Origin of the sequence: Hamadaea sp. NPDC051192 (assembly GCF_040682475.1) — a bacterium.
GTDB lineage: Bacteria > Actinomycetota > Actinomycetes > Mycobacteriales > Micromonosporaceae > Hamadaea > Hamadaea flava.
In genome coordinates this window covers 119,860-144,857 of record NZ_JBFBAZ010000003.1, presented here as the reverse complement: position 1 = coordinate 144,857, position 24,998 = coordinate 119,860, and the positions used below count along the sequence as shown (strand labels likewise).

The 24,998-nt window shown below is 69.0% G+C and carries 24 protein-coding genes; 7 read left to right on the top strand and 17 right to left on the bottom strand.

Annotation, left to right across the window (positions count from 1 at the left end; genetic code table 11):
* The first annotated feature begins 5 nt into the window (after positions 1 to 5).
* The gene (locus AB0M47_RS02830) at positions 6 to 479 is read left to right on the top strand and encodes a redoxin domain-containing protein (protein ID WP_363407299.1); all 474 of its coding nucleotides are present in this window, start codon (positions 6 to 8) and stop codon (positions 477 to 479) included.
* Positions 480 to 549: 70 nt separating this feature from the next.
* Here the strand turns inward: AB0M47_RS02830 and AB0M47_RS02825 are convergent, their stop codons facing one another.
* The 8 genes from AB0M47_RS02825 to AB0M47_RS02790 all read right to left on the bottom strand — a co-directional run bounded on the left by AB0M47_RS02825 (position 550) and on the right by AB0M47_RS02790 (position 8,968).
* Positions 550 to 1,458 carry a carbohydrate kinase gene (locus AB0M47_RS02825; protein ID WP_363407296.1) on the bottom strand — a complete coding sequence of 303 codons (909 nt, stop codon included), beginning with the start codon at positions 1,456 to 1,458 and terminating at the stop codon, positions 550 to 552.
* A complete protein-coding gene (locus AB0M47_RS02820) occupies positions 1,455 to 2,924 on the bottom strand; it encodes a mannitol dehydrogenase family protein (RefSeq protein ID WP_363407293.1) in 1,470 nt (489 codons plus the stop codon). The genes AB0M47_RS02825 and AB0M47_RS02820 overlap by 4 nt, the downstream gene beginning before the upstream one ends.
* 55 nt (positions 2,925 to 2,979) lie before the next feature.
* Complete coding sequence (locus AB0M47_RS02815) at positions 2,980 to 3,951, bottom strand: alpha/beta hydrolase (protein ID WP_363407289.1); 972 nt, start codon at positions 3,949 to 3,951, stop codon at positions 2,980 to 2,982.
* A 32-nt stretch (positions 3,952 to 3,983) separates the two neighbouring features.
* The gene (locus tag AB0M47_RS02810) at positions 3,984 to 4,943 is read right to left on the bottom strand and encodes an alpha/beta hydrolase (RefSeq protein ID WP_363407287.1); all 960 of its coding nucleotides are present in this window, start codon (positions 4,941 to 4,943) and stop codon (positions 3,984 to 3,986) included.
* A 4-nt stretch (positions 4,944 to 4,947) separates the two neighbouring features.
* Positions 4,948 to 5,970 (bottom strand): ABC transporter permease, encoded by a 1,023-nt coding sequence (locus AB0M47_RS02805; protein ID WP_363407285.1) that lies wholly within the window; start codon positions 5,968 to 5,970, stop codon positions 4,948 to 4,950.
* Complete coding sequence (locus AB0M47_RS02800; RefSeq protein WP_363407282.1) at positions 5,967 to 6,752, bottom strand: ATP-binding cassette domain-containing protein; 786 nt, start codon at positions 6,750 to 6,752, stop codon at positions 5,967 to 5,969. Before AB0M47_RS02800 ends, AB0M47_RS02805 begins: the two co-directional genes overlap by 4 nt.
* On the bottom strand, positions 6,749 to 7,744 hold the full coding sequence (locus AB0M47_RS02795; RefSeq protein ID WP_363407279.1) for a sugar ABC transporter substrate-binding protein: 996 nt from the start codon (positions 7,742 to 7,744) through the stop codon (positions 6,749 to 6,751). Before AB0M47_RS02795 ends, AB0M47_RS02800 begins: the two co-directional genes overlap by 4 nt.
* Positions 7,745 to 7,882: 138 nt before the next feature.
* Positions 7,883 to 8,968 (bottom strand): hypothetical protein, encoded by a 1,086-nt coding sequence (locus AB0M47_RS02790; RefSeq protein ID WP_363407276.1) that lies wholly within the window; start codon positions 8,966 to 8,968, stop codon positions 7,883 to 7,885.
* A gap of 155 nt (positions 8,969 to 9,123) precedes the next feature.
* On the opposite strand from AB0M47_RS02790, the gene AB0M47_RS02785 reads away from it, so the two are divergent.
* Positions 9,124 to 12,030: an AAA family ATPase gene (locus AB0M47_RS02785; RefSeq protein WP_363407273.1), complete on the top strand. Its 2,907-nt coding sequence runs from the start codon at positions 9,124 to 9,126 to the stop codon at positions 12,028 to 12,030.
* On the opposite strand, the gene AB0M47_RS02780 is transcribed toward AB0M47_RS02785, so the two are convergent.
* Positions 12,009 to 12,824, bottom strand: coding sequence for an ABC transporter permease (locus tag AB0M47_RS02780; RefSeq protein WP_253763449.1), 816 nt, complete (start codon positions 12,822 to 12,824; stop codon positions 12,009 to 12,011). The genes AB0M47_RS02785 and AB0M47_RS02780 overlap by 22 nt on opposite strands.
* Complete coding sequence (locus tag AB0M47_RS02775; protein ID WP_363407269.1) at positions 12,821 to 13,846, bottom strand: ATP-binding cassette domain-containing protein; 1,026 nt, start codon at positions 13,844 to 13,846, stop codon at positions 12,821 to 12,823. Before AB0M47_RS02775 ends, AB0M47_RS02780 begins: the two co-directional genes overlap by 4 nt.
* A gap of 273 nt (positions 13,847 to 14,119) precedes the next feature.
* Here AB0M47_RS02775 and AB0M47_RS02770 point away from each other — a divergent pair, with 273 nt between their 5' ends.
* Positions 14,120 to 14,695 carry a hypothetical protein gene (locus AB0M47_RS02770; RefSeq protein WP_363407266.1) on the top strand — a complete coding sequence of 192 codons (576 nt, stop codon included), beginning with the start codon at positions 14,120 to 14,122 and terminating at the stop codon, positions 14,693 to 14,695.
* Between the two features lie 73 nt (positions 14,696 to 14,768).
* Positions 14,769 to 15,350 carry a hypothetical protein gene (locus AB0M47_RS02765; RefSeq protein ID WP_363407263.1) on the top strand — a complete coding sequence of 194 codons (582 nt, stop codon included), beginning with the start codon at positions 14,769 to 14,771 and terminating at the stop codon, positions 15,348 to 15,350.
* Between the two features lie 133 nt (positions 15,351 to 15,483).
* On the opposite strand, the gene AB0M47_RS02760 is transcribed toward AB0M47_RS02765, so the two are convergent.
* From AB0M47_RS02760 to AB0M47_RS02750, 3 genes are all read right to left on the bottom strand, one after another.
* Entirely contained in the window at positions 15,484 to 15,819 is a 336-nt protein-coding gene (locus AB0M47_RS02760; protein WP_363407260.1) for an ankyrin repeat domain-containing protein, read from the bottom strand.
* A 376-nt stretch (positions 15,820 to 16,195) separates the two neighbouring features.
* Positions 16,196 to 16,381, bottom strand: a complete 186-nt coding sequence (locus AB0M47_RS02755) for a hypothetical protein (RefSeq protein ID WP_363407257.1) — start codon at positions 16,379 to 16,381, stop codon at positions 16,196 to 16,198.
* Positions 16,382 to 16,525: 144 nt separating this feature from the next.
* Positions 16,526 to 17,191 carry a macro domain-containing protein gene (locus AB0M47_RS02750; protein ID WP_363407254.1) on the bottom strand — a complete coding sequence of 222 codons (666 nt, stop codon included), beginning with the start codon at positions 17,189 to 17,191 and terminating at the stop codon, positions 16,526 to 16,528.
* Positions 17,192 to 17,461: 270 nt separating this feature from the next.
* On the opposite strand from AB0M47_RS02750, the gene AB0M47_RS02745 reads away from it, so the two are divergent.
* The gene (locus AB0M47_RS02745; protein WP_363407251.1) at positions 17,462 to 19,078 is read left to right on the top strand and encodes an ADP-ribosyltransferase domain-containing protein; all 1,617 of its coding nucleotides are present in this window, start codon (positions 17,462 to 17,464) and stop codon (positions 19,076 to 19,078) included.
* A gap of 179 nt (positions 19,079 to 19,257) precedes the next feature.
* Here AB0M47_RS02745 and AB0M47_RS02740 read toward each other — a convergent pair whose 3' ends face one another.
* Positions 19,258 to 20,142 (bottom strand): hypothetical protein, encoded by an 885-nt coding sequence (locus AB0M47_RS02740; protein WP_363407248.1) that lies wholly within the window; start codon positions 20,140 to 20,142, stop codon positions 19,258 to 19,260.
* A gap of 91 nt (positions 20,143 to 20,233) precedes the next feature.
* A complete protein-coding gene (locus tag AB0M47_RS02735) occupies positions 20,234 to 21,076 on the bottom strand; it encodes a methyltransferase domain-containing protein (RefSeq protein WP_363407245.1) in 843 nt (280 codons plus the stop codon).
* 170 nt (positions 21,077 to 21,246) lie between these two features.
* Here AB0M47_RS02735 and AB0M47_RS02730 point away from each other — a divergent pair, with 170 nt between their 5' ends.
* Entirely contained in the window at positions 21,247 to 21,957 is a 711-nt protein-coding gene (locus AB0M47_RS02730) for a hypothetical protein (RefSeq protein ID WP_363407242.1), read from the top strand.
* A 60-nt stretch (positions 21,958 to 22,017) separates the two neighbouring features.
* A complete protein-coding gene (locus tag AB0M47_RS02725) occupies positions 22,018 to 23,013 on the top strand; it encodes a glycerophosphodiester phosphodiesterase family protein (RefSeq protein WP_363407239.1) in 996 nt (331 codons plus the stop codon).
* 127 nt (positions 23,014 to 23,140) lie between these two features.
* Here AB0M47_RS02725 and AB0M47_RS02720 read toward each other — a convergent pair whose 3' ends face one another.
* Entirely contained in the window at positions 23,141 to 24,490 is a 1,350-nt protein-coding gene (locus AB0M47_RS02720; RefSeq protein WP_363407236.1) for a hypothetical protein, read from the bottom strand.
* Positions 24,487 to 24,990: a SigE family RNA polymerase sigma factor gene (locus tag AB0M47_RS02715; RefSeq protein WP_363407233.1), complete on the bottom strand. Its 504-nt coding sequence runs from the start codon at positions 24,988 to 24,990 to the stop codon at positions 24,487 to 24,489. The genes AB0M47_RS02720 and AB0M47_RS02715 overlap by 4 nt, the downstream gene beginning before the upstream one ends.
* Positions 24,991 to 24,998: the final 8 nt, after the last annotated feature.

The window sequence follows — 24,998 nt, the reverse complement described above, 5'->3', positions numbered from 1 at the left end:
CCACCATGCCGCTCGCTCTCGGCCAGCCCATCCCCGCCCTGTCCTTGCTCGAACTCGACGGCGGACGGACCGACCTCGAGCAGGTCCGCGCCGGCCGGTCGGCCGTGCTGTTCTTCATGCGGGCGCACAACTGCCTGGTCTGCCTGCACCATGTCCGCGCCTTGGCCGAGCTGAGCGGCATGCTCGGCGACCGCGGAGTGGTCCCGGTCATCATCGTGCCGGGCACCACCGCGGACGCGGCGCGGGTTCACCGGCGCGCCGGCGGCCTGCGCGTTGTCTCCTCGGGCGGCGACGCCGCCCATCGTGCCGTCGATCTCGAGAAGCATCTGCTGATGCAGCACAGCGGCACGTTCCTGATCGATTCCGAGGGCATCTTGCGGTACGCACGAAGCGGCGCGCTGCCGACGGCGAGCTTCCACCGGGGTGAACTCGTCGCAGCCGTTTCACAGTTGCCGCAGAATCTCAGCGCGCAGGGCTGACCCAGACGGACCCGCCCAGTGCGGCGCTATTCGCGCCACTGGAGTTGGGTGGTGCCCACGTGCCGCGCAGTCAGGCGTCCGCAGTGCCGACTGGTAGGCAGACGTCTGCACGCACCGGCGGGTCCGCGCCCTCGCGAGTGACCGTCACGCTGGCGCACCGGACGGCGAACTCCATGATTCCGCGCACCTGCTCCTCGCTGAGCGTGGACAGGCGCTCGCGGTCCAGCGCTCCCCCATCGTCGAGGGCGGCGAGCAGTCCGGCCATGAAGGAGTCGCCCGCGCCGATCGTGTCACGAACGTTGGTTGGGGGTGCTGCGACGTCGACCGTCGTCGTGGCGTTGATCGCTCGCGCGCCTTGCCCGCCACGGGTGAGGACCGCCATTCGCGCGCCGATGCCCAACCAGTGTTCGAGCACCTGCTCAGGCGCGCGTGCGGGATAGAGCCAGGCGACATCCTCCTCGCTGGCTTTGACGATGTCGGTACGCGCGATGAGGTTCTCGGCTCGTTGGCGTACCACTTCCTGGCTGGGCATGATGCCCGGCCGGATGTTCAGGTCGTAGCTGCGGATCGCCACGGCGGGGCCGGTGTCCAGGATCGCGTCGACAGCTGATGCGCCCGGCGGCAACACGGCGCCGATGGAGCCGACGTGAATGGCCTGGACGCCCTCGGGTGCCGCGGTGATGGGCGCCGGATCCCAGGTGATGTCGAAGCGGTAGGTGGCGTTGCCGAACCTGTCGAGCTGGACCTCGGCGACGGAGGTCGGCCGGGACGTCCAGGACTCGGGCGTGATGTGTACGCCGCTTGCCACAAGGTGTCGTTCGACGAGTCGTCCGGCGTCGTCGCCGCCGAGGGAGGTGTGCAGGACGGTGGTCAGGCCGAGCCGGGCCAGTCCGACGGCGACGTTCATGGGGCTGCCGCCTGGGCGGCGTTGGCCGTTGACGATGTCGAGCAGGGCCTCGCCGATGACCAGGATGCTCATGCGGCCGGGAGGGTCTGTATCGCGGAGCGTGCGCCGTGGTTCACCAGGTCTTCGCGGAACTGGAGGTACCGGGCGACCAGCCGGGGGTCGCTGCCCAGGTCGCCGAAGACCGGGGTGTACTCCAGCAACGCGCCGGGCTGGGTGCGTTCGCGGGCGACGTACGGGCGCAGTTCCTCGGCCCGCCGGTCGTTGATCGCGTACGCGTTCTCCAAGAGGGCGCCTTCGAGGTATCGGCTCCATGCCGCGAGCACGAGGACGCCGCAGTCGATGGGTCCGTCGACGGCGAGTTGGTGGCGCAGCACGGGGATCAGGAACTTGGGCAACCGATCGGATCCATCGACGGCCAGGCGCGCGAGCGTGTCTCGGACCGCCTCACTGGCGAACCTTTCGATCAGCTGGTCGCAGTACGCGGGCAGGTCGACGCCGGGCACCGGAAGCAGCGTCGGCATGCCCTCGGTCGCCATGTACCGGCGCAGGAACGCGACGTAGAGCGGGTCCTGGCACACGTCGTGGACCCAGGTCTGCCCGTCGAGCAGACCGAGGTAGCACATCGCCTGATGCGAGGCGTTGAGCAGCCGCAGTTTCATCAGTTCGTAGGGCTCGACGTCCGGAACGACCTGGACGCCTGCCGAGGCCAGGTCCGGGCGGCCCGTCGGGAAGTCGTCTTCGACGACCCATTGGATGAAGCTCTCGGATTGCAGCGCCCACCGATCTTCGACGCCGTACGCGTCGCGCAACGCCTGGCTCGTCTGTGCCGTCGGGGCCGGGGTGATCCGATCGACCATGGAGCACGGGAAGCTCACCGTGGCGTCGATCCACTCGGCGAGCTGTGGGTCTCGCGCCCGGGCGAACGCGACGACCGCCTTCTTCGCGACGTGCCCGTTGCCTTGAATGTTGTCGCAGGTCACCACCGTGAACGGCGGGATGCCTTGGTCGCGGCGGAGTCGCAACGCCTCGGTGAGGTATCCGAAAGCACTGTGCGGCTGGGTGGCTCCGGCTAGGTCGCGGAGGGTGAGGTCGTCGTGGGGATCGAACACGCCGGTCGCGTCGTCGATGCCGTAGCCGCCTTCGGTGATGGTCAGCGTGACGATCCGGGTCGAGGCGGCGGTGAGGACCGCCAGTACGGCGGCCGGATCGTCGGGCGCGTACAGGTAGCGGATCAGCGTGCCGATCACCCGGGATTGCTGGGTCCCGTCGGGCGCGTTGGTCGTCAGCGTGTAGAGACCGTCCTGGGCGGCGGCCGAGTCGCGGGCGGCGGCGTCTTGCGGCAACAGGCCCACGCCGCAGACCCCCCAGCTGGTCTCGCCGGTGGCGGCGATCGCGTCGAGGTAGACCTCCTGATGGGCGCGGTGGAACCCGCCGACGCCGAAGTGGACGATGCCGACCTGCAGCGCCGAGCGGTCGTAGGCCGGGGTCGCCACGCGCGGGTCGAGTCGGTGGAGGGTGGCAGCCGTCAGCTCGGTCACGGTCGGACGCACCTTTCGCGTATCGCCCGCGGCGCGGACGGATTCGGGGCAACTGTCATGAGCGTTGTGCCGGGACGTCTCGCGTACGCCGCCCGTGTTCTGGTTCGCCGACCGCCCGGTCCCGTAGTTCCGCGAAGGCCGAGGCTGATTGAATCAGGGCGCCGGCCGCGGCCGGTACGCGGTCGGTCATGTCCGCCCAGCCGTGGGGCAAGGTCGTGAACGGCAGGTACACCGTCGGCACACCGGCTTCGACGAGGCGTGCCGCGTACATCTGGCCTTCGTCCCGCAACGGGTCGAAGTGGGCCGTCGCGACGACCGCTGCCGGGAGGCCGGACAGGTCGTCGTGAAGGATCGGCGCCACGGACGCGTCGCGATAGTGGTCCGGTGTCGCGTACGAGCGCCAGTAGTAGCTCATGGCGGCGCTGGTCAGCGGATAGCCTTCGGCGAACAGGTGGTAGGACGCCGTGTCCTGGCCCGGATCGAGGGCCGGATAGAGCAGCAGCTGGCCGTCGAGGAGGTCCGGGAACCGGTTGGCCATGGCGGCGGCGAGGTTTCCTCCGGCGCTGTCCCCGGCGACGCCCAGCCACCGGGGACCACGATCGGCCGCCCAGCGGACGGCCACAGCGCAGTCGGCCACAGCCGCCGGGAACGGGTACTCCGGGGCGAGCCGGTAATCGACGGAAACCACCATTGCGTCAACCATGGCACAGATGGCGCGGGCGGTCGCGTCGGCGGTGTCGAGCCCGCCGACGACCCAGCCGCCGCCGTGCATGTAGACGACGACGTCCTGCGGCTCTGCTCCTGCCGGTGTGTAGAGCCGCACCGGCACCGGGTTCTCCGGCCCACCGATCGTGCGGTCTTCGGTGCGCACGCCGGTCGGCGGTGCAGCCGGTTCGCGCAGCCAGGCGGTCGTCGCGGCGAACGCCTCACGAAGCTTTTCGGGTTCGGAGTCGGAGGTGACGTTCATGGTCTGCGTCAGGTGCTCGACGACCTGTGCGGCGACGGGGTCGAGGACTGGTTGACGCACGGGTGCATCCATGGGGCTGGCTCCAGGCACGGTCACGGGGCGAGGGCTCGCTGCAGGGCGCGTACCTGGATGTCCAGGCATTCCAGCCCCAGTCGGGTGGCGTCGAAGGAATCGAAGGAATGGAATCCGCGACCGAAATGGTGGAGGTCGACCGGTACGCCGGCCTCGGCCAGCCGGGCGCCGAACGCCAGGCCCTCGTCGCGCAGCGGGTCGAACTGGGCGGTGATCATCAGCGTCGGCGGGAGTCCACCGAGGTCCGTGGCCGCCGCCGGGGACGCCAGCGGCGACACCGGCTCCACGCGTTGACCGGGCTCGCCCAGATAGAGCCGCCACAACCGGTGAACGGTGTCGGAGATGAGGACCGGCGTGTCGGTGAACTCGTTGACCGACACGGTGGCAACCCTGGCGTCGAGCACCGGGAACAGCAGCATCAGCAGGGCTGGGGAGATGCTTCGGTGCTCCGCCGTCCACAACGCTGTGGCGGCGGCGAGGCACCCTCCGGCGCTCAGCCCGCCGAGGGCGATCCTCGACGGGTCGCAGCCCAGCGTCGCGGCGTGGGCGACGACCCAGTCGAGCGTGTCCTGGCAGTCCTCGATGGCTGCGGGGAACGGATGTTCCGGGGCGAGCCGGTAGTCGACGGCGATGACGGCGACCTGGGCCTCCCGCGCGTAGTGGATGCAGCGGTTGTCCTCGCTGTGCAACCCGCCGGTGACGAAGCTGCCCCCGTGGACGAACAACAGCACCGGCAGCGTCGAGCGGTGCCACCGCGCCGGCCGATACAGCCGCATCCGCAGCGTGGTGCCGTCGCGGCGTACGCCGGAGAGCTCCTGGATGTCCACGTCGTCGGCACTGCGGGTGGCCTGCGTCGCGAGGAGCTGTTCCAGTTCGCGGGCGGCTGCGAGGTCGTTCAACGTGATCCGGGGTGACAGAACCTGCATCGCCGCGAGTTCGGGATCCACGTAGCGGGCCTGGACCGTCCAGTTTGTCGTCATCGCGTCATCCTCGCCGGTACAGACGCTTGCGGCGCAGATGATCGACCGCGACGGCGCCGATGAGGATCGCTCCGACGATGATGTTGTTGTAGTCCGGCGGCACCTGGGCGACGATCAACGCGTTGTCCACCGTCGACAGCAGGAGCGCGCCGAACGCCACCCCGGTGATGCTGCCGAGGCCGCCGAACAGGCTCACGCCGCCGATGAGGACCGCCGTGACGACGTTGAGGGTCGTCGTCGCGCCACCGGCCTGCACCTGACCGGCCCCGACGCGGGCGGCGTAGATGATCCCGGCCAGTGCCCCGGTCGCTCCGGCGATCGCGTACAGGGCGAGGTCGAGCCGGGCGACCCGCAGTCCGTTCTGGACCGCGGCCTGCCGGTTGCCGCCGAGGGCGCGCACGTTCACCCCGAACCGGGTGCGTTCCAGCAGGAACCAGCACACGACCCCGACGGCGATCGCGTAGAGGATGACGTTCGGGATGCCCAGAACGCTTCCTTGGCCCAACGTCGTGAACGCCTCCGGCAGCGGCAGCACGTCGTCGCCCTGCGAAACCTGGGTGTCCAGTCCCAGCAAGATGAAGAACGTGCCGAGCGTCGCGATGATCGGCGGGACGTGCAGGTAGGTGATGACGAGGTGATTGATCGCCCCGACCAGGGCGCCGATCACGATGCCGAACACCACCGCCAACGGCCATGGAACGTCACGGACCAACAGCAGGGTGGTGCTCAGCGCACCCAGGGTGAAGACGCCGCCGACGGAGAAGTCGAGTCCGCCGCCGATGGTGAGCAGAGCCGCGCCGCACGCCATGACGAAGTAGATGACCGAACTGCGCAGCAGTTCGAGCACGTTGTCGCTGCTGAGGAACGCGTGGTTGCGGGTGAAGGCGGCGACGCTGATGACCACGATGACCAGGGCGAGGGTGAACTCCTGCCGGAGGAGCGCCCGGGACACCAGGCTGCGGTGAGCTGGGCCGGCGGCGGCACCCGGTTCATGGTTGGCGACCGAGGGTTGCTGGGTGACGGTCATGCCGCGTCCTTCTGGGCTCCAGTGGGCCGCGGATCGCCGGGAAACGCCCCGGTGATGAGCCCTACGATTTCGTCGCGGGTCGTCTCCGACGTCTTGCGGGTGCCGACACTCACGCCGAGCCGCAGCACGGTGATGCGGTCGGCGTGGGTGAAGACGAATTCGAGGTCGTGGCTGATGCAGACGACCGCCTTGCCGGCGGCGCGCAGCTCGCCCATGATCGTTCCGACCCGCGCCGACTCCTGTACGCCGAGGGCCGCGGTCGGCTCGTCGAGCAGGATGAGCGGCTTGTCCATCCGGACGGCCCGGGCGATGGCGATGATCTGCCTTTGCCCGCCGGAGAGCAGACCCACCGGGGTGTGGACGTCGCCGACGCGGACTTTCAGGTCGCTGAGCACCTTCGCCGCGTCGCGGGCCATCCGCTGGCGGTCAAGCACGATGCCCCACCGGCGCGGCAGGCTGCCGAGCGACAGGTTCTGCGCGATGTCCAGGCATTCGACGAGCGCGAGGTCCTGGTAGACGACCGCCACGCCGAGGTCTTGGGCCGTCGTGGCGGTGTGACGCAGGTCGACTGGCTTGCCGTTGACGGCAATCTCGCCGCCGTCGGCTTGGTGGATACCGGTGACGATCTTGAGCATGGTGGATTTGCCGGCGCCGTTGTCCCCGACGATCGCGTGGATCTCACCGGGCCAGGCCGAGAAGTCCACGTGTTCCAAAGCCTGGACCGAGCCGAAGCTCTTGGAGATCCCGCGCAGGTGCAGAGCCGGGCTGGTCGGATCGATCATCCCCAGCCCTGCCCGAGCAGCGTGGTGAGGTCGTCCTTGGTGCCGATGGTCTCCTTGGCGTCGATGTGCGAGGCGACCGTCTTGCCCTCGGCCTTGTCCGCGACGGCGTTGAGGATGGTCTTGCCCTCGTCGCACAGCCCCTGCAGCCAGGCCCCGTACGCGATGCCGTCCGCGACCGCCTCCTTGCCGCCGTTGTCAGCGCCGGACGCCACGAACACCACCTTGCCGACCAGCTTGCGGGCCTTGATCGCGGCTACGACACCGGGAGTCACCGAACCCATGTGGCTGGCCATGACGTTGATCTCGGGGTGGGCGGTCAGCAGGGCGTTGGCCTGGTCCAGAGCCTTTGCCGCGTCGTCGTTGGTGTAGACGGTCCCGACGACCTTGACGTTCGAGGTGGCTTTGGCGGCCGTCATGACGCCGTCGGCCCACTGCTTGGCCTGGCCGGTGTCGCTCTGCGCGAGCAGGCCGAGATTCTGCTGCCCGGGCCGCGTGGCGATCGCGTCGACGAACATCTTGCCGAGTTCGGTGTAGTTGGGCCCGACGACCACGTCACCGCCATCGCCGTAGAGGGTGCCCGTGACGATTCCCGCCTTCTGTGCCTGCTGCAGCACGGGGGTGAAGGCATCGCTGGCCGGGAACGTGATGATGGCGCCCTTCTTGTTCGCGGTCGCCTGCTGGATCTGCTGGATCATCTTCGTGGCGTCGAGGGTTCCCCCGGTCGGGCCGGTCTCGGTGAAGTCGATCCCGCGGGCCTTGGCCTCGCTCGCGATGCAGTCGCCGATGGTCCGCCAGGCCGGATACTGCGGCAACGGGTTGACGAACACCGCTGACTTCAGGGGCCCGCTCGCCACTGTGGCGTTGGTCGCGGTCGTCGGCGATCCGCTGCCCTCGTTCGGGTTGGCGGAACACGCCGCCAGGGCGGCTACGGCCAGCGTGGCGGTGATGACGAGAGGTAACCGGTGCGCGAGGTGCCGGCTTCGTCGAGACATGGGAAAGTCCTCTCAGCCGCGTGAACGGCTAGGGTGTGTGTGGAGAAGATGATCTGAGTCTCGCCATGATCAGCCCGTAACAACATCGGAACCTGGCTGAAATCGCAGGCCTCCCGTCCGCCAGATGGCGGAATCGGCTCAACGGCAGTGCAGGCGCCAGAAGATCAGGGCCGTCCGGGCCCGGTACCGCCCGACGGCCGTGCCGAGCTGGATGCCAAGCTTCTCGCCGAGCGCGTTCGCCCGGTAGTTGATGCTGCTGTGGTGCATGTGCGCCGCGGTGGCCGCCTCCCGCAGCGAGGTGGACGCGCAGATGACGTCGAGCAGATCGAGGTCTTCCAAGCCGCGGCGACCGGCCGCGATCGACGCGACCGCCCGCACGTCGGCGAGGCCGGGGATGCCGTCCCGGTCCAGGCCGTCCAACGCCAGCAGGCAGCCCAGGTCGGCAGTGTCGATCAACGCCGGCCACGTCGGGGACATGGCGGCGAAGCGCAGACCCCGGTGCGCCGCGCGCCAGGAGGCGTCGGCGCGCTCCACCGGCACGATGGGGCCGATGCAGCCGGTGACGCCGTCGGGCAGGGCAGCCGACGCCGGCAGCGACGACCCGATGACCGCGGCGGTGCTCCCGCTGAGCGCGGCCAGCACCACGAAGCCGCCGAAGGCCGCCCGCAGCTCCGACATCCGGTCAGACAGGTCGGCCCCGGCCACGACGACGACCTTGACCTGCTGACCGGGACGAAACCCGAGCAGGCGGGCCGACCGGCTGGCGTCGGGCTCGGAGATGCCGCCGCCGAGCAGATACTGCACGATCGCCGGGTCGGCCGGGCCGGACACCGGGCTGCGTTCCGGGTGCCGCCGCCGAGCGTGAGCGGCGGCGACGGCCAGCGCCATCCGCTCCATGATGAGGTCGTCCCAGTCCCGCTCGGTGTCGCCTTCGGGGCGGGCGAGCCAGACCCGCCCGATCTCGGTGTTGCCGTGCACGACCGGCCGCGAGATCGTCCGAGCGCCGATCTCCTGCGCCGGTCGACCGGCCGGCGTCATGGCGCATACGACGTCGTGGAGGTCGTCTTCCGCACCGGCGGTGGCCTCGGCCATCACAGCGGTCGCGCGGGTCACCGCCTCGATGTCGGCGTCGTGCCGGGTGAGCTGGTCGTAGAACTCGATGATGCGCAGGGCACGTTCGGCTGCGGAGTCGATCGTCGAGATCCAGCGCAGCAGCCCTTGCATGCGGGAACTCTAGCTCCATGATCGGCAAGACGGGTACGCCATACCGCCGGATGGCGGAACACCTCCCCTTCTGCCCGTTTTGACGCCGGACGTGCCGGTGGTAGGCAGGCAGGCACGACCTACATTGGGACAGGCCAGCAGAGGAGGTGTACGCGATGAGCAGGCTGACCGTGCTCGACGAGGTCGCCTGGGACGGCCGCGAGATCGCCGGCGACCGTACGGCGACACTGCTGCGGGCACTCGCCGACGCCGGACCGGCCGGGCTCAGCGCGGACGAGCTGGCCGACCAGGTGTGGGCAGACGGCTTACCGGCGAACCCTCGTAAGGCCTTGCAGGTCGTGGTCTCCCGGGCGCGCACGGCGACGGCCGCCGAGGTGATCGAACGTACTCGGCAGGGCTACCGGCTCAATCTCGCCGCGGCCGAGGTGGACGCTTGGGCGTTGCGCCCGGAAGGGCTGCGCCTGGCCGCCGAAGGCAAGTACGCCGACGCCGTACCGCTGCTGGAACGGGCAACGCCCGACGACGACGCGGAGGTCATGACCGCGCTGTTGCGTGCCCTCGCCGGCGCCCAGGGCGTACCGGCGGCGCTGGCCCGCTTCGAGCAGTATCGGGCCCGGCTGGCCGACGCGTTCGGCGTCGACCCGCCGCCCCAACTGCGCGCGCTGCATCTGGAGCTCCTCGCTGCGGACCGTCCGATCCGCAGCGGGATCCGGTACGACGTGGACCGCTTGATCGGGCGCGAGGCCGACATCGCCGCGCTGCGAACCCTCGTACGCGGCCACCGGGTCGTCTCGATCGTCGGCCCCGGTGGACTCGGCAAGACCCGGCTGGCACAGCTGGTCGCCCGCTCGGCCGAACAGCCCGTGGTCCACGTCGTGGAGCTCGCGGGCCTCACCTCCCCCGCCGGGGTGGCCGTCGAGGTCGGCGACGTGCTCGGAATTCGTGACGCGGCGGCTGGGCGTACCGGTCCGGCGCGGCCGACCGACCTGCTCGCCCGGCTGGTCGACGCGGTCGGCACGATTCCGACGCTACTCGTCCTGGACAACTGCGAGCACCTCGTCGAAGCGGCGGCCGACCTCGTCGCCACGCTGGTGAGCCGCACACCCAACCTGACGGTGCTCACCACCAGCCGGGTCCCCCTCGGCCTGCCGGCGGAGCGGACCTACCCACTGCCGATACTCCCACCCGCCGAGGCGGCGACGTTGTTCTGCGAGCGGGCGACCGCCGCCCGGCCCGACGTCACCCTGGACCCAGCCGAGGTGCGTGCGGTCGTCGACCGGCTGGACGGCTTGCCGCTGGCGCTGGAGCTCGCGGCGGCGAAGGTCCGCTCGATGACCGTCGCCGAGATCGCCCGAGGGCTCGACGATCGCTTCGCGCTTCTGCGCGGCGGCAGCCGCGCGATCCCCGAACGGCACCAGACCCTGCACGCGGTCATCGACTGGTCATGGAACCTGCTGACCGAGGACCAGCGGTTCGCGCTGCGCCGCCTGGCAGTCTTCCGCGACGGCTTCAGCCTCGACGGAGCCACCGCCGTGCTCGGCCACGACGCCCGCGAGGTCGTCGCCGAGCTCGTCGATCACTCACTCGTCGCGGTCCGGGAACAGGGACGGATACGCTTCAGGCTGCTGGAGACGGTACGCGAATTCAGCCGGATGCGGCTGTCCGACGCCGGTGACGACGAGGCGGCCGGGCAGGCATTGCGGGCCTGGGCGGCCGACGTGGCGCAGCAGGCCATGCGGCGCCTCTGCACACCGGATCAGGTCGCGACGATGACGCGGGTGCGGCAGGAGGAAGGTAACCTCGTCGACGTCCTTCGAACCGGGCTGGCCGACGGCGACGTGAGCACCGTGACGACCCTGTACGCCCTGCTGGTCGCATTCTGGCTGATCGAGGGCTCCCACGACAAGGTGGTCGGCACCGCGGCCGAGGCCGTCACGCTGACCCTGTCGGAGCCGACCCCGCCGCACCTCGCCGACGCCACCCGGATCAGCCTCGGAATCGCCGGAACCAACCAGATGATCTTCCAGGGGAAGGTCGACGAGCACCTGCTGGACCGCCTGCGGCAGCTCGGCCCGGGAACCGATCCACTCACCGCGTCGATGGTCGCCGTGCTGCTGGCCTGGTGCGCCGAACCGGACCGGCAGGTCGAACGACTCCAGCAGATGGCGGAGGATCCGGATCCGGCCGTCGCCCGGCTGGCGCTGATGTGGGCCTCGCACGCGTACGAGAATCTCGGGGATCTGGTCGCTTCCCAGGCCGCCGCCTACCGCGCGCTGGAGTTGTGCGACGACGAGCAGGGGCCGTGGATGCGTGGGCTGCTCTCGGCCACGATCAGCGGATTGGCGTTCCAGTGCGGCGATCTGCCGACCGCGGCCCGGTACGCCGAAGCGGCGCTGCCGGTGCTGCGAGCACTCGGCGCGCACGAGGATCATGCGCAGACCCGGGCCCTGCTGGCGATGCTCGCGATCCACGAGGGCCGCTTCGACGACGCCGAGCAGATCTTCGACGAAGTCGCCGGCGAGGACTCCGCCAACGCCCTGCCCAGCCCACTGGAACTGATGTGGGGTCGGGCCGAGTTGCTGCTCGCCCGCGGTGACATCGACGCCGGCCTCACCGCCTACACGCACGCGCTCGCCACGATCCGGGCGCACGGGCTGGGGCAGGCGCGGGCGGCCTTCGCGCCGTGGCACGTGTTCGCCCACGCGGCGGTGGTCGCGGCGCACGTGCGGCACGGCCGCCCGATCCACGACGGACGCGATGAGCTGTTGCACACCGCGCAGACGTCCCTGGCCCACGACGGTTTCGTCGACGTGCCGGTCCTCGGCTGCGCGCTGTTCGCGCTGGGAGTCTGGGAGCTGACGTTCGGGGATCGGGCGACCGGCGCCACGCTGCTCGCGTACGCGCAGCGGTTCGCGTACAACCGCATGCTCCCGAGTTTCGACTGGCGCTGGGCGACGTCGCTCGCGCAGCCGGCCGAGATCCCGCCCGGGGACCCGGCGCAGCTGCGCGAGCCGTTGCGTGCCGTGCTGGCCGGCGTGAGTCAGCCGATCTTGCGGTTGTAGGAGACGACCGCGAGCGGGGCGAAGATCGCCACGACCACGGCGCAGCCCAGGACCGCCCAGCCGACGTTGGACGTGACGGAGCCGGCGTTCATGAGGTCGCGCGTGGCGTTGATGACGAGCGTGACCGGATTGACCTTGACGAAGGCCTGGAGCCAGCCGGGCAGCGTCTGGGTGGGGACGAAGGCGTTGGACAGGAACGTCAGCGGAAACATGATCATCATTCCGACGCCCTGAACGGCCTGCGCCGTACGCAGCAGCGTGCCGAGCCAGGCGAAGATCCACGACAGCGACCACCCGGCGAAGACGACCAGGACCCAGCCCGCGGCGACGCCCAGCACTCCCCCACCCGGCCGGTAGCCCATGAGCAGCCCGGTGAAGATGGTCAGCGTGGCCGCGATGCCGTAACGCAGCATGTCGGCGGCCATCGGCCCGGCCAATGGCGCGATGCGGGACATCGGCAGCGAGCGGAACCGGTCGAAGACGCCTTTGTCCATGTCCTCCCGCATCTGGGTGCCGGTGGCCATGCACGCGGTCAGCGACGTCTGGGCGAGGATGCCGGTGATGATCGTCGGCAGGTAGCTCTTGACGTCCCCGGCGATCGCGCCGCCGAAGATGTAGGTGAACATCGCCGTGAACAACAGCGGCTGGACGATGACGTCGAAGAACTGCTCCGGGTTGCGTTGCATCTTCTTCAACGCGCGCCACGCCATCGCCGCCGTGTGCGTGACCGTGTCGGTCAGCGACGTGTGACTGCTCAACTGGCGCTCGGACGCGGGAATGATCATCGTCGTCATCGGGACTCCTCGGAATCGGACGCGGCATCGGTGTAGTGGCCGGTGATGGCGAGGAAGACCTCGTCGAGCGTCGGCTGGCGGACCGACGCCGTCGCGATGCCGATCTCGGCCGTACGCAACGCGATGAGCACGTCCGCGGCCCGGTTCGGGTCCGGTAGCGCGATGGACATGCCGCCCGCCTCCGGGGTGAGCGCGGGCGCCTCCCCCAGGATCCGGGCCGCCAACCCGGCCGCCTCACCGGTCCGGCTCACGTCCGTCAGCTGCACGTAGAGCGTGGAGTTGCCGACGGCCGCCTTCAGCTCGTTCGGCGTACCCTCGGCCACCTTGCGGCCACGGTCGACCACCGCGATCCGGTCGGCGAGCTGATCGGCCTCATCCAGATACTGGGTGGTGAGCAGCACCGTCGCACCGTCACGGATCAACTCGCGGATGGTGTCCCACATCTGGCCCCTGGTACGCGGATCGAGCCCGGTCGTCGGCTCGTCCAAGAAGATCAACGGCGGCCGGGAGATCAGCGACGCGGCCAGGTCCAGCCGCCGCCGCATGCCGCCGGAGAAGGTCTTGATCTGGCGGTGCGCGGCATCCGCCAGGCCGAACTTGTCCAGCAGCTCACCGGCCCGGCTCTTCGCCGGCTTCGATTTCAGGCCGACCAGGCGGCCGAAGAGCCAGAGGTTCTCCGCGGCGGTGAGGTTCTCGTCGACGGAGGCGTACTGGCCGGTCACGCCGACGAGCTGGCGGATCTGGTGGGGCCGGTCCGCGACGTCGACACCGAAGATGGTGGCCTTGCCGCCGTCGATCGTCAGCAGCGTCGCCAACATCCTCAGCATCGTCGTCTTGCCGGCGCCGTTCGGGCCGAGCACGCCGAAGACCTCGCCCATGTTCACCCGCAGGTCGATCCCGTCGACGGCGACGACGTCCCCGAAGCGCTTCACCAGCCCCGTCGCCTCGACGGCCAGGTCGCCCTGCTGCCGTTGAACGCCGGTCGTGGCGCCCTGGCGGATCGTGGTGTCAGTCAGGTTCATGCGACCACTCTGACTGATACGACTTGCAGCGTGGTTACACGCCGCCTTCACGGCTGGTTCATGTGCCCCCGACCGCTACCGCGACCGGCACCGCCAGCACCGCCGGCACCGGACGGTACGGGCGAGGCGCCGGCCTGGCGGGTCGTCCGGGGCGCTGGCCAGGTTACCCTTTACGCCGTGCCCCAGGACCACCGTCTGCCGCATCCGAGTCAGCTGAGCTGGGCGGACACCGGCCTCCGGGATCAGGCCTTCGATCCAGACACAGTTCTGGCTGTGGTGAACGATCTGGTCGCCGCGTCCGAAATCCCGTCGCCACGGGCCGACTGGCGTCTCAGGGATCTGTGGCTGGAGAACGTGTCCGCCGGGCTCGTCGAGCGGTACGGGCGGTGGGCGGTGGGTTGGCGCTGGTCACTCGGGGAAGGCGACCTCGACGGTGGACCGGTCGGCTCCTGGTGCTGCTTCGGGCATTCGGTCACTACGCCGGAAGCGACCGCGACCGCGATCTCTGCCGCCCTGGTGGAGTGGCGCGGCTGGCTCGACGACGTGGCGGAGCGGTTCGACCGGTTCCTGCCTCTTCCCGCCGATGACTTCGACGGATGGGAGCGCGCGGTCGCGCACCTGGTGACTGTGGTCGGTGACAGCACACATTACGAGTCCGGTTGGTACCGCTGCTGTATGACCGTGCTGGGCTGGTTTCTCGATGCGGCCGGGATCGAGTCCACCCGCCGGGCGGAGCTGCTCGAGCACGCCGTCGCCGGCCGCTTCAACAGTTGGGTGGAGCCGCCGCAAGCGGTTGTGGCGTCGGTCGCTGAGGACCTGGCGCGGCAGGTGACTGTTGACCGCGCCTGACCACTTGTCGGTATGGCAGCGGTTGCGCGAAACCGTCGGGTGGCGGAATGTCGTTCCACATCCGACGATACCGGTGTCCGCGATCCGTGACGGCTTCGTCGATTCCGCCCGCAGGCCCTCGAGGCACAGCCCGCAACGGCTGAGCCGGTTGCTGGCCGCGTACGACGACGTGCGGGGTGAAGCCGCCTCCGACACCGACCTCACCGTGAGCCTCCTGGCTCGCTGGAACCGGATCCTCCGCGGCGTCCCGATCGCCCAGTTCCGCCAGACTCCGGCGTACGCGAAGAACGGCCGGGAACGGTACGGGCTGCACGCCGACACCGAGCTGCGGTTCGCCGCATGTCTGGTGGAGACCGCCGATCGCGTAACACCGGTGACAGCCCGCGCGGCCCGCGCCTACCTCGATGTCGCCTTCTTCCACCCCTACGACGACGGCAATGCTCGTCTGGCTGGGCTGGTACTCCAGTTCGTGTTGCTGCGCGAGAACGTCGAACTCGACGACCTCGCGCCGATCCTCACGACGCCGCGCCGCGCCGACGACGCCGACGGAGCAGCCGACCTTGCCCGGCTCGTTCATGGCATCGCCGCGGCCACCCATCGCCGCTGGGTGCGAGCGAACAGGCACGCGACAATCGAGGCTGTGGCCGATTTCTAGCCGTGCTCCCTTGGCTCCGGTGTCGTAGCCCTGGCCGGGGACCGCCGTTCGCCCGACCCGGTATCGCATGGGCGCGAGGGCGGTCGTTCGCGGTTCAACACGTCACCTCCAGCCGTATCCGTCACGAACGCGATCACACGGCAGGGGCCTGCTCGCCGCGGGCGATCCACGCCTTCATAAGCTCGACCGCCAACCAGTGGCCGAGGATCTCCGCCTCGACGACCACCGGCATGCCGTTGCACCGGCGCAGCGGATCAGCACCCCGCGCGAGCAGGAACGCCGTCACGTCGGCATGCAGTCGGTCACCTGTCTGGACGTGACTGTCGAACTCGACGTCGATCGCGTGTCGCAGCAAGGTCAACCCTTTGCCGTCGTCATCCTCAACATCGTGCCCCTCGTCGAGTAGAGAACGCAGCGCGACAAGATCTTCTTGCTCGACCGCTTGATGAGCCGCCGACCACGTCCACACAGACCTACCCCGATCCCGAACACAAGGAAGGACGGAACAGGAAGATATCGCACGTGGGCAGAGCAGCGGTGAGCTTCGAAGCCTGCGCACTTCGCGTGCGTGGGTTCCGGGCCGCGGCACCACCACCAATTGATGCCCTACGTGGCCCGCAGGTGACCCCGGAGGGTATGCGTTTGGTCGCGCAGACGCCCTCGCGCATGGAGTACGCGTTCAGCGAGCTAGAGATGTCGTGCTGAGCGGCCCGGTGATGGTGGCGGAGACATGGGCTGATCGCTGTCGAGACACCACCGAGGCCGCCTCCCGGAGCGGGAGTGGACCACTTTCGCGTGGTGACCTGTGCTGCCAGACGGCGTCAGTCCGCCGACCTCAGGTCGAATCACCGCGTTGCGTCTCCGGTCCCGGAAACTCGCCTGTCGTCCACTCGCGACCGGGCTGCCAGCCGTTCAGTAAGCAGCCCCGCCATGGCACGCACGCCGAGGCTGATCGCCCGCTCGTCGGCGGCGAAGTCGGGGGTGCGCGGCGCGCCGTTCATCCCCGTCTCGGCGTGCAACTGTCGACTCACAGCACCACCATTTCGGCCTGCGGGCTTCGGCAGGCCGACGTCGTCGGCTCGGAGGTCGGCTGGCGGGAAGCAACGACCGGCGCGGCCCGAGGCGGCATCCCGGCTTGTCACGGCCCGGACGCCGCCCGTGCGCCCGCCGTGAGCTCAGCGGCGGGCAGGCGGTTGGATGCGCGCGCGCTCGGTCTCGGGGCGACGGTCGATGTCGCCGAGCTGGGCCTTGATCGTCGCGCGGAGGTCGTCGTAACTCGGGAACCGGAAATCGTTGAAGAGCGTGTAGCCGGTCCACATCAGGTTGGCGCAGACCTGGGCCGGGACCCGGCCGGTCGCAGCGCCCAGGCCGACCAGCGCCACCGAGCCGATGCTCCCCGGCTCCGCCGCGTTCTGCATGTGAATCGCCTGAAACGCGGCGGCGCAGGCGAACGCCACGTTCAACTTCGCGCTGACGTCCTCAGCGGAGCGCACCATGGTCGGCGTCGAGATCAGGAACTGGGGTTCGGCCGCACCGGACCGGACGCACACGGCGCTTCCCACCGGCATCGAGGCGCCGAACTGCGCCCGGATCGCCCGCTGCACCCGCAACTGGACCCCGGCGCCGAGGTGCTGCTTGATGACCGCATCAACACCGCCGTCCATCCGCCCGTGCGAGTTCGTCGGGCTGACCCAGGCGTCCACGGCCTGATTCATGATCGATCCGGATGCGATCTCGACTTCCGGGTTGTCGGCGAACGCCGAGCGCCATGCCTGCACGACTTTGGCGTTGATGTCGGTGAGGACCACTCGCACCTGCGGCTTTTCCTGCTCATTGGACATGGCTCGACTCCGATGTAGAGGGACTGTGCTCTAGCGGGCCAGAAGGTAGCACCGGGCACCGACAGCTTTCGGCAGCCGTACCTCGACCACGGAAATCGACTTCATTTGATTGACGACCGTCTTCTTGTCGGTCGATCGCCGTACGCTTCGCCGCGCCGGAACGCCCACCGGTGGGATCAGCGCTCGGGAGACTCATCGGGTTTCTTTGGCCGCCGCCACCCACCATCTCTCCGTGCCTGCGCGGCACGACGACAGATCGGGGAACGCACGATGAGCGACAGTGAACCGTCGACGCCGCCCAACCCCATCGATCCGCTCGGCCTGACCGAGCTCTTCGCTGGTGGTGGCGAGCCCTGGCTGCCGCTGCTGAAGCCGGTCATCGAGGCGAATCCGGCCGCGCCCGCGTTCATCGGCCCGGGTCGCGGCCCGCACGTCGGCCCGGTCCGGGAACTGACCTTCCAAGCCCTCAAGCCGCACCCGGCGCACAAGTGGAAGGTCGTGGTCTTCGGCCAGGAGCCCTATCCACGGCAGGAAAGCGCTACCGGCATCGCCATGTTCGACAACGCCTTCCACGACTGGGCCGACAGTCTGTTCGGCCGGACCGTCTCGATCCGCTGCATCATCAAGGCGGCGGCCATGGGCAAGTACGGCATTCCCAAGACGACCTCGATCGGCGACCTGCGGGCCCTCCTGAAGAAGGAGGACATCGTGCAGCCGCCGGAGTGGTTCCAGGCGATGCTCACCCAAGGGGTGCTGCTGTTCCACGCGGCCCTCACCACGAGCCTCGACGGGGCGATGAGCACCGAGCAGCACACCGCTTTCTGGCGGCCGACGGTCGAGCGCGTGATCGAGGAGATCTTCAAGGCGAAGCAGCACGCCGACGAGTCCGACCGGGGTGTGGTCTTCGCGTGGTGGGGCACCCACGCCCGCAATCTCAAAACCGTTGTGCTCCGGCTTCAAAAGCGCTACCCGGATGTGCAGGTGCGGCACATCGACCACGCCAATCCGGCGGCGCGGGGCGAACTGTTCTGCGACGGTGACCACTTCACGCAGATCAATGCGGCGTTGGGAGAGGTCGGAGCCGAGCAGATCGACTGGTTGCCCAGCAAGGATTGGGACCAGAACTCGACGGCCGGCAAGGGCACCGACCCCGACACCGCCAGCCGGATGGGCGCCTTCATCACCTCGACGATGGAGTTGCACAAGCTCTACCTGGAGCGGCTCGCCAGCGTCAAGGACGAGGGCCTGGTACTCCCGGCGATCACCGGCGTGTTCGACACGCCGCTGATGGACATCCAGGAGGCGATCGGCCCGGTCACCAAGGTGCTGTCCGGTCTCGACTGGTACGTGAGCCAGGCACACGAGTTCGGCCAGTCGCGAGCGGAGAAGGACACCGTCGGGCTGTCCGCCGACGAGGTGGCCGCGCTCTACCTCTACACCTGCGAGTCGGCGTTCTACCGGGAGATCAACGCCACCCTGCGCGACCCCGACCGCAGCCGCATCACCCCCTACCTGGCCTACCTCCGGCTGCTGTTCTCCGCAGTGTCCCGGCTGCCCGCCCGCACCGAACCGTTGTGGCGCGGCGTGTCGCTGGACCTACGCGCGCAATACCCGCTCGGCCAGACGGTCACCTGGTGGGGCGTGTCCTCGTGCACGTCCAAACTCGGTGTGGCGAAAGCGTTTCTCGGACATCGCGGCAAGCGCACCCTCTTCGAGGTACGTCCCGTCCGGGCGGTTGGCATCCGCAACTTCTCGGCCTTCTCCGGCGAGGAGGAGTTCATCCTCGCGCCTGGCACTCAGCTCGAAGTCACCGACGTGAAGGCCGAGCGTGGCGGCCTGTGCACGGTCCAGCTAACCGAGCTGAGCGAAGAGCCGCTCGTGGCCTGATCCGAATGACGGTCCGGTAAGGAGGCGGCAGCGCCCGGCGAGCGCAGCTGACCGGGGCGAGCTGTTCGAGGGTCACCGCGGACGACGTCCACGTCGTCCGCGGTGATGTCGATGTCATCGCACGTCAGCAGGCGCGCGTGCGCCGTCGCGAGCCGGCCATCAGCTGGACCACTACCTCGTCAGGCCGCCGCGCGCCAACTGCTCGGGACGCCATGTACGCCGGTGGAATGGCGGTTGTGGCCGTTGGCGTCCATCAGCCAGATCGTCGGGTCGGTGGTGAAGCCCGGGAGTTCCGGATCGTGTACGCCGGGGCCTTGTCCGTACGCCAGCCACCTCCCGTCGGGCGACCACACCGGGCTGATCTCCTGGACGTCGGGGGTGTTGGTGAGCCTGCGCACCGTGCCGGACACCGCGTTCACGAGCCACAGATCGCCGAGCGCTTCGATGGCGATCACTCTGCCGTTCGGGCTCCAGTCCAGGCGGTACGCCCCGGGCATCTCGTTGAGGCTGCGCATGTGGACACCGTCGGCACTGTAGACGCGGATGCCGGGGTAGACCGCCGTGGCGAAGTGACGGCCGTCAGGCGCCCACGCGGCGATGAGGTCGTTGTTGCCGTGAGTTTCTGTCAGATTCACCCACCCAGACGGATAACCCTCCCGGTGCACCGCCACGATGTCGCCACCGGATTCGGCGACGACCCATTGCCCGTCCGGCGACCAGCGCGGAAACGCAGGCCCGTACGGCGCGTCCACCAGCCATCGATCGTCGGTGCCGTCGGAGGCCATGGTGCGAAGGCTGAAACCCTGCACGTACGCGATCCTGTTGCCGTCGGGCGAGTAATCCGGCGAGGCGCCGAATCCCAACTGCATGGCGAAGTCCTGGCTGTCGAGCCCGTTCGGGCGAACGCTCTTGAGCGCCCCGTAGACACCTGTCGAGCCGTCGAACTGAAGATAGAGGATGCGACCGCCCGGCTCTGGACTGGCGGCGCTCGCTGGCGGTGCCGGCGACACGAGTAGCAGGACGACTGCCATCGCGGCGGCGGACCAGTGTCGATATCCCCGCATGGAGGGCTCCCTCGTAGTCGGTGAATCAACCACAGTAATCGATATATCGAGCACCCTGACTCATCCGCATGGCCGTCATCAGGCCGACGCTTCAGACCGGGCGGCGTCCCCAGGCTGAGATCAGCGGCGCGAGCGTGAGGTCGAGTTCGCCGGCATCGACGGCGGCGAGGTGCGCGTCGATCTCGGCGTCGTCGGCCAGCCCGGCGGCGAGCAGCTCCGCCCGGACCATCCGAACCGTCGCGGCCTCCAGCCGGTCGCAGGCGGTGCCGCCGACCGGGAAGCAGCCCGATGCTGCGACATCGACGAGGCCCGCCGACCGCAACGCCTGCGGCAATGTACGGCCGAAGCGCATGTCGGCGCCACGGCGGGTCATCAACGCCCGGAAGGCACGCCGCAGCCGGTTGGCGCGCTGTTGTGCCGGGCCGAGCTCGTCGAGGCAGGCCAGCGGCTGCAGCTCGGTGTCGGCGTCCTCGATCAGCAGCCAACCGCCAGGTCGCAGCGCCGCCACCATCGACGCCAGCGCCCGGGCCCGGTCAGGCACGTGGACGAGCACGAGCCGCGCGTGTACCACGTCGAACGTGCCCGGCTGCGGCGTCGGGTCGGCGACGATGTCGTGCCGGCGCACCTCGTACTCGCCGTGCGGGTCCAACCAGGCCGGGTTGATGTCGGTGGCCAGCACGTAACCGGCTGGCCCGACGGCGGCGGCGAGCGCCTCGGGAACACTGGGACCCCCTGCGCCGACTTCCCAGCATCGCCAGCCGTCCCTCAGCCCGAGCCGGTCGAAATGCCCACGGGTGACACCGTCGAACAACTCGGCCAGCCAGGTGAACCGCTCGCCCGCCTCCACCCGGGTGTTGTCGAGCAGGTAGCGGTGATCGGGGGAAGGCCCGGGGGCGTCCGGCTCAAGGCCGGGGTCCGGCTGCGGTGAACTCATGCCCACATCCTCACGCCCCACTCGCACGTCGTGTCCGCGCGACACGGGATGACTACGAGCGATTTACGACAGGCAAGGCACCTGGGCGACGTCGAAATAAATCGCAGACAACTCTTGTGGACGTGGGGTGGCACCATGACGCCATAGTTCCGCGAGGTCATGGGGCATGAATGCAGATCATTGAGGTGACTGAATTCGGTGTGCGTTCGGCTGTGATCCGGATGCGGCACCCTACGTCAAAGCTGCAGTTTGTGGTGTATCCGATGATTCACGTGGCCGAGCCGGGCTTCTATGCCGCGGTTACCAATCGCCTGAAACGGGCCACGGTCGTAGTCGTCGAGGGCGTTGGCGGCGGTGCGAAGAAACGCTCACTGCTGGCGTCCGCGCTCATGCTCAGCTATCGGGTGCTGCGGTTCAACCGACGGATGACGTTGGTAGAACAGAATATCGACTATGCCTCACTGGATGCGGATGTGGTCAACCCTGACGTCAGCCTGGAGGAGTTCGCGAACGGCTGGCGCAGAGTGCCATTGACGCACCGGTTGATGGCATGGTGCGTGCTGCCGCTCGTCATCGTGGTCCGCCTGTTCGGAGGGACCAGGATGGTGTGGTCGCAGTCGATGGAGCAAAACGATCTGCCCACACCGGAAGAGGAGGACTTCGCGGAGGCGATGCCTGAACTCGATGCGGCCTTTGGCGGTGTGCGTGACGAGCGACTGTTGGACGCCTTGTCCCGGCTGCATGAGCAACGTGGGACCGAGCCGATCGACGTGGCGGTGGTCTATGGAGCTGGTCACGTTCCAGCCGTCGTGGCTGGTCTGATGAAGCGGCACGGATACCGAGTCCGTTCGGCTGACTGGCTGACGGTCGCGGCCCTGTAGGTTTCGATGCGAGAGACGCATCGGGCGTACGAGCCAAGACGGGGCTGCGAGACTGCTCGGGTGCAGGCATCGAAACGACCTCGTCGCCGTCGCGTTCTCCTCATCTCGCTTGCCTGCGTTCTGGCTCTCGCCGCCGCAGCGTACGTCAACAACAGCTCATGGCTGGCAGGAAACGACGGTCGCGCTCCGCTGCTACTGGCGCATCGCGGTCTGGCGCAGACCTTCGACGTCGCGAGCGTCGGCAACGACACCTGCACCGCCGAGGTGATCTACCCGCCTGAGCATCCATATCTGGAGAACACGATCGAGTCGATGCGCGCGGCCTTCGACGCGGGTGCCGACATCGTGGAGTTCGACATCCAGGTGACCCGGGACAACCGGATCGCCGTCTTCCACGACCATGAGCTGGGCTGCCGCACGAACAGCACGGGCAGGGTGCGCGATCACACCCTCGCGGACCTGCAGATACTCGACGTCGGTTACCGCTACACCGCCGACGGCGGGGCCAGCTTTCCATTTCGCGGCAAGGGCATCGGCAAGATGCCGGCCATTGAGGACGTGCTGACCGCGCTCCCTGGCCGCGAGTTCCTCATCGACGTCAAGAGCGGCGAACCGACCGAGGGCGAAGTCCTCGCGGGCTACCTCGCCACCCTGCCCGCCGACCGCCTCACGAAGATCAGCGTGTACGGCGGCGACGAGCCGATCGCGGCGTTGACGGCCCGGCTGCCGCAGGTACGCGTCATGTCGAAAGCGATCATGAAGGACTGCCTGCTGAAGTACCTCGCCGTCGGCGCGACCGGATACGTTCCGGACGCCTGCGCCCATCGGCAGCTGCACATCCCGGAGGCGTACGCGCCTTATCTGTGGGGCTGGCCGACCAAGTTCGTCGACCGGATGGCGGCCAAGGACACCCGTGTGGTGCTCGTGGCCGGCGACGGCGGGTTCTCCGAGGGCTTCGACTCGGCAGACGACTGGCAACGGCTGCCGGCCGGCTTCAGCGGCGTGATCTGGACCAACCGCATCGACCGGGTGGCCACGTTGCGTCCAGCGCCCTAACAGCTGGGCCCAGGCAGCCCCCATCGCGATTCGCATCCCGCCCGCGTAGCCAGCGGGCATGCCGGCTCTCCGCTGAAGCGCGTCGGCTGGCGGGCTCGCAGAAGCCACGCGAATCTGGGCGATCATGTCAGGCGGCCGAGGCGCGCCCCCGTGTCTTGCGTATGCGCCGCCTCAGGAGCACCCAGCCGATGACCGAAGCGATCATCAAGGGACCTGCGACCGCGAGCACGGTGAGGATGCCGTATCGCGGCGGGTCGGCGGGCCGAGTCAGGCCGCCGGCGATGGCGGAGTCGGAGATGTCGATGGACATGAGGTTGTCGGGCGCGGTCAGGAGCACCTCGGGGTCCTTGTCGGTCAGCCGCCACAGCTCGACTGAGGCCACGGCTTGATAGTGCGTCTCTGGACGGCCACCGGTCACAGTGTTGCGCGCTCGTTTGTAGGCGGCGACGACGGGCTGCGGGCCGATCCAGCCGAGCAATCGAACGGCGGCCAGTTCCGATCCTTCCACCGACCACGCTCGGCCGTTGGCGGTCGCCGCCGGCTGGCCGGACAGGATCGTGGCCAGGTCGATGCCACGCAACTGCCAGTGCCCGTCCGCGAGCGTCACCGTCATGAGCCGGCCGTCCGGCGCCCACGCACCCTTTCCCGCCAGCCAGGTCGAAGGTCCCACATCGATCCGGCCGACCTCGGTGAGGTCTGGTCGAACGATGATGATCTTCCCTTCGTTCAGGTACGCCCACTGCCGGCCGTCGGGGGCGAAGGCGACATCGAAGCCGCGCGCAAAGGATGCCGGATCGACCGTGGACACCGCCCGGAACGAGCCGTCGGGAACGTCGACGAGGCCGATCTGCGTGCTGCCACGGTTGACCAGCACAGCGAGCGTACGCCCGTCCGGCGACCATGCCATCGGCGTCACATAATCACCAGCCGAGAACCCTTTGAGCTTGACCTTCCCACCAGTGCTCAGGTCCAGCAGGGATGGTGTGCCGGTGATGCCGGAGGGCAGCGCGAGACTGCGCCCGTCCGGCGAGAGGAGCACGTCCTCGCCGGCATGTGTCTCGTAGCCGGTCACACGCAGCATCCGGTACACGTCGGAGGTCGCTCCGACGACCGCGAGGTCGCCTTCGTTCTCCAGCAGCCGTTCCGGGTGGTCCGGGGCGAATCCCTGCCCACCGAACAAGACCGATGCGGGCCCAGCCGGGCTCCCCGTGACGCTCGGCCAGAACGCGGGCGGGAAGGCGAGCCGGTCCGGGATCGACGGTTGAGTACCCGTCGTTCCGGCCGGCGGGGCGTCGGCCGAGAAAACGCCCGGCACGCCACTGATGGCCAGCAGGATGAAGACTGCGACAGCCGTCAACGCCACGCTCCATCGCCTGCGCCGACGCCGACGAGCGGTGCGCAGCGCAGGCTCGTAGACGGAGTACGCGGGGACGGCGTCGGCCTCGGCTCGCAAGGCGTCGCGCAGCTGGTTGATCACGATGACACCTCCGAGGTGAACCCGGCCGGAAGGAGAACACGCAGGCGCGCGAGCGCGTCGTGGGCCTGCCGTTTGACGGTGCCGACAGCGCAGCCGAGGACTCGCGCGGTCTCCGCCTCGGTGAGGTCGTCGTAGAACCGCAGCACAACGACCGCCCGTTGGCGGGGTGGCAACTGCGCGAGCGCCTGCACGAGGGTCACCCGGTTCACGACGTCCGCCGCGACGTCTTCGACCCCGCGACGGTCCACCGGTTCGCCGGACAAGTGCTCGGCAGGTCGGCGCCGCCGCCACCACGAGATCTGCTCTCGATGCATCGCCTGACGCACGTACGCCACCGGGTTGCCGTCGCGTACGCGCCGCCAGTGGCGGTAGGTACTGGCCAGCGCGGACTGCAACAGATCCTCAGCCAATTGGTGGTCGCCGGTCAGCAGATACGCCGTGCGAGACAGCGCCGGCGAGGACATCGCCACGAACTCGCGGAAACCATCGTTGGACCTCACACCTATGC

Bases quoted from the DNA above. Each gene is read 5' to 3' on its own strand.
- AB0M47_RS02785 (WP_363407273.1), top strand. From the start codon at position 9,124: ATGAGCAGGCTGACCGTGCTCGACGAGGTCGCCTGGGACGGCCGCGAG.
- AB0M47_RS02795 (WP_363407279.1), bottom strand. From the start codon at position 7,744: ATGTCTCGACGAAGCCGGCACCTCGCGCACCGGTTACCTCTCGTCATC.
- AB0M47_RS02800 (WP_363407282.1), bottom strand. From the start codon at position 6,752: ATGATCGATCCGACCAGCCCGGCTCTGCACCTGCGCGGGATCTCCAAG.
- AB0M47_RS02730 (WP_363407242.1), top strand. From the start codon at position 21,247: ATGCAGATCATTGAGGTGACTGAATTCGGTGTGCGTTCGGCTGTGATC.
- AB0M47_RS02790 (WP_363407276.1), bottom strand. From the start codon at position 8,968: ATGCAAGGGCTGCTGCGCTGGATCTCGACGATCGACTCCGCAGCCGAA.
- AB0M47_RS02825 (WP_363407296.1), bottom strand. From the start codon at position 1,458: ATGAGCATCCTGGTCATCGGCGAGGCCCTGCTCGACATCGTCAACGGC.
- AB0M47_RS02780 (WP_253763449.1), bottom strand. From the start codon at position 12,824: ATGACGACGATGATCATTCCCGCGTCCGAGCGCCAGTTGAGCAGTCAC.
- AB0M47_RS02735 (WP_363407245.1), bottom strand. From the start codon at position 21,076: ATGAGTTCACCGCAGCCGGACCCCGGCCTTGAGCCGGACGCCCCCGGG.
- AB0M47_RS02740 (WP_363407248.1), bottom strand. From the start codon at position 20,142: ATGCGGGGATATCGACACTGGTCCGCCGCCGCGATGGCAGTCGTCCTG.
- AB0M47_RS02745 (WP_363407251.1), top strand. From the start codon at position 17,462: ATGAGCGACAGTGAACCGTCGACGCCGCCCAACCCCATCGATCCGCTC.
- AB0M47_RS02750 (WP_363407254.1), bottom strand. From the start codon at position 17,191: ATGTCCAATGAGCAGGAAAAGCCGCAGGTGCGAGTGGTCCTCACCGAC.
- AB0M47_RS02830 (WP_363407299.1), top strand. From the start codon at position 6: ATGCCGCTCGCTCTCGGCCAGCCCATCCCCGCCCTGTCCTTGCTCGAA.
- AB0M47_RS02810 (WP_363407287.1), bottom strand. From the start codon at position 4,943: ATGACGACAAACTGGACGGTCCAGGCCCGCTACGTGGATCCCGAACTC.
- AB0M47_RS02775 (WP_363407269.1), bottom strand. From the start codon at position 13,846: ATGAACCTGACTGACACCACGATCCGCCAGGGCGCCACGACCGGCGTT.
- AB0M47_RS02805 (WP_363407285.1), bottom strand. From the start codon at position 5,970: ATGACCGTCACCCAGCAACCCTCGGTCGCCAACCATGAACCGGGTGCC.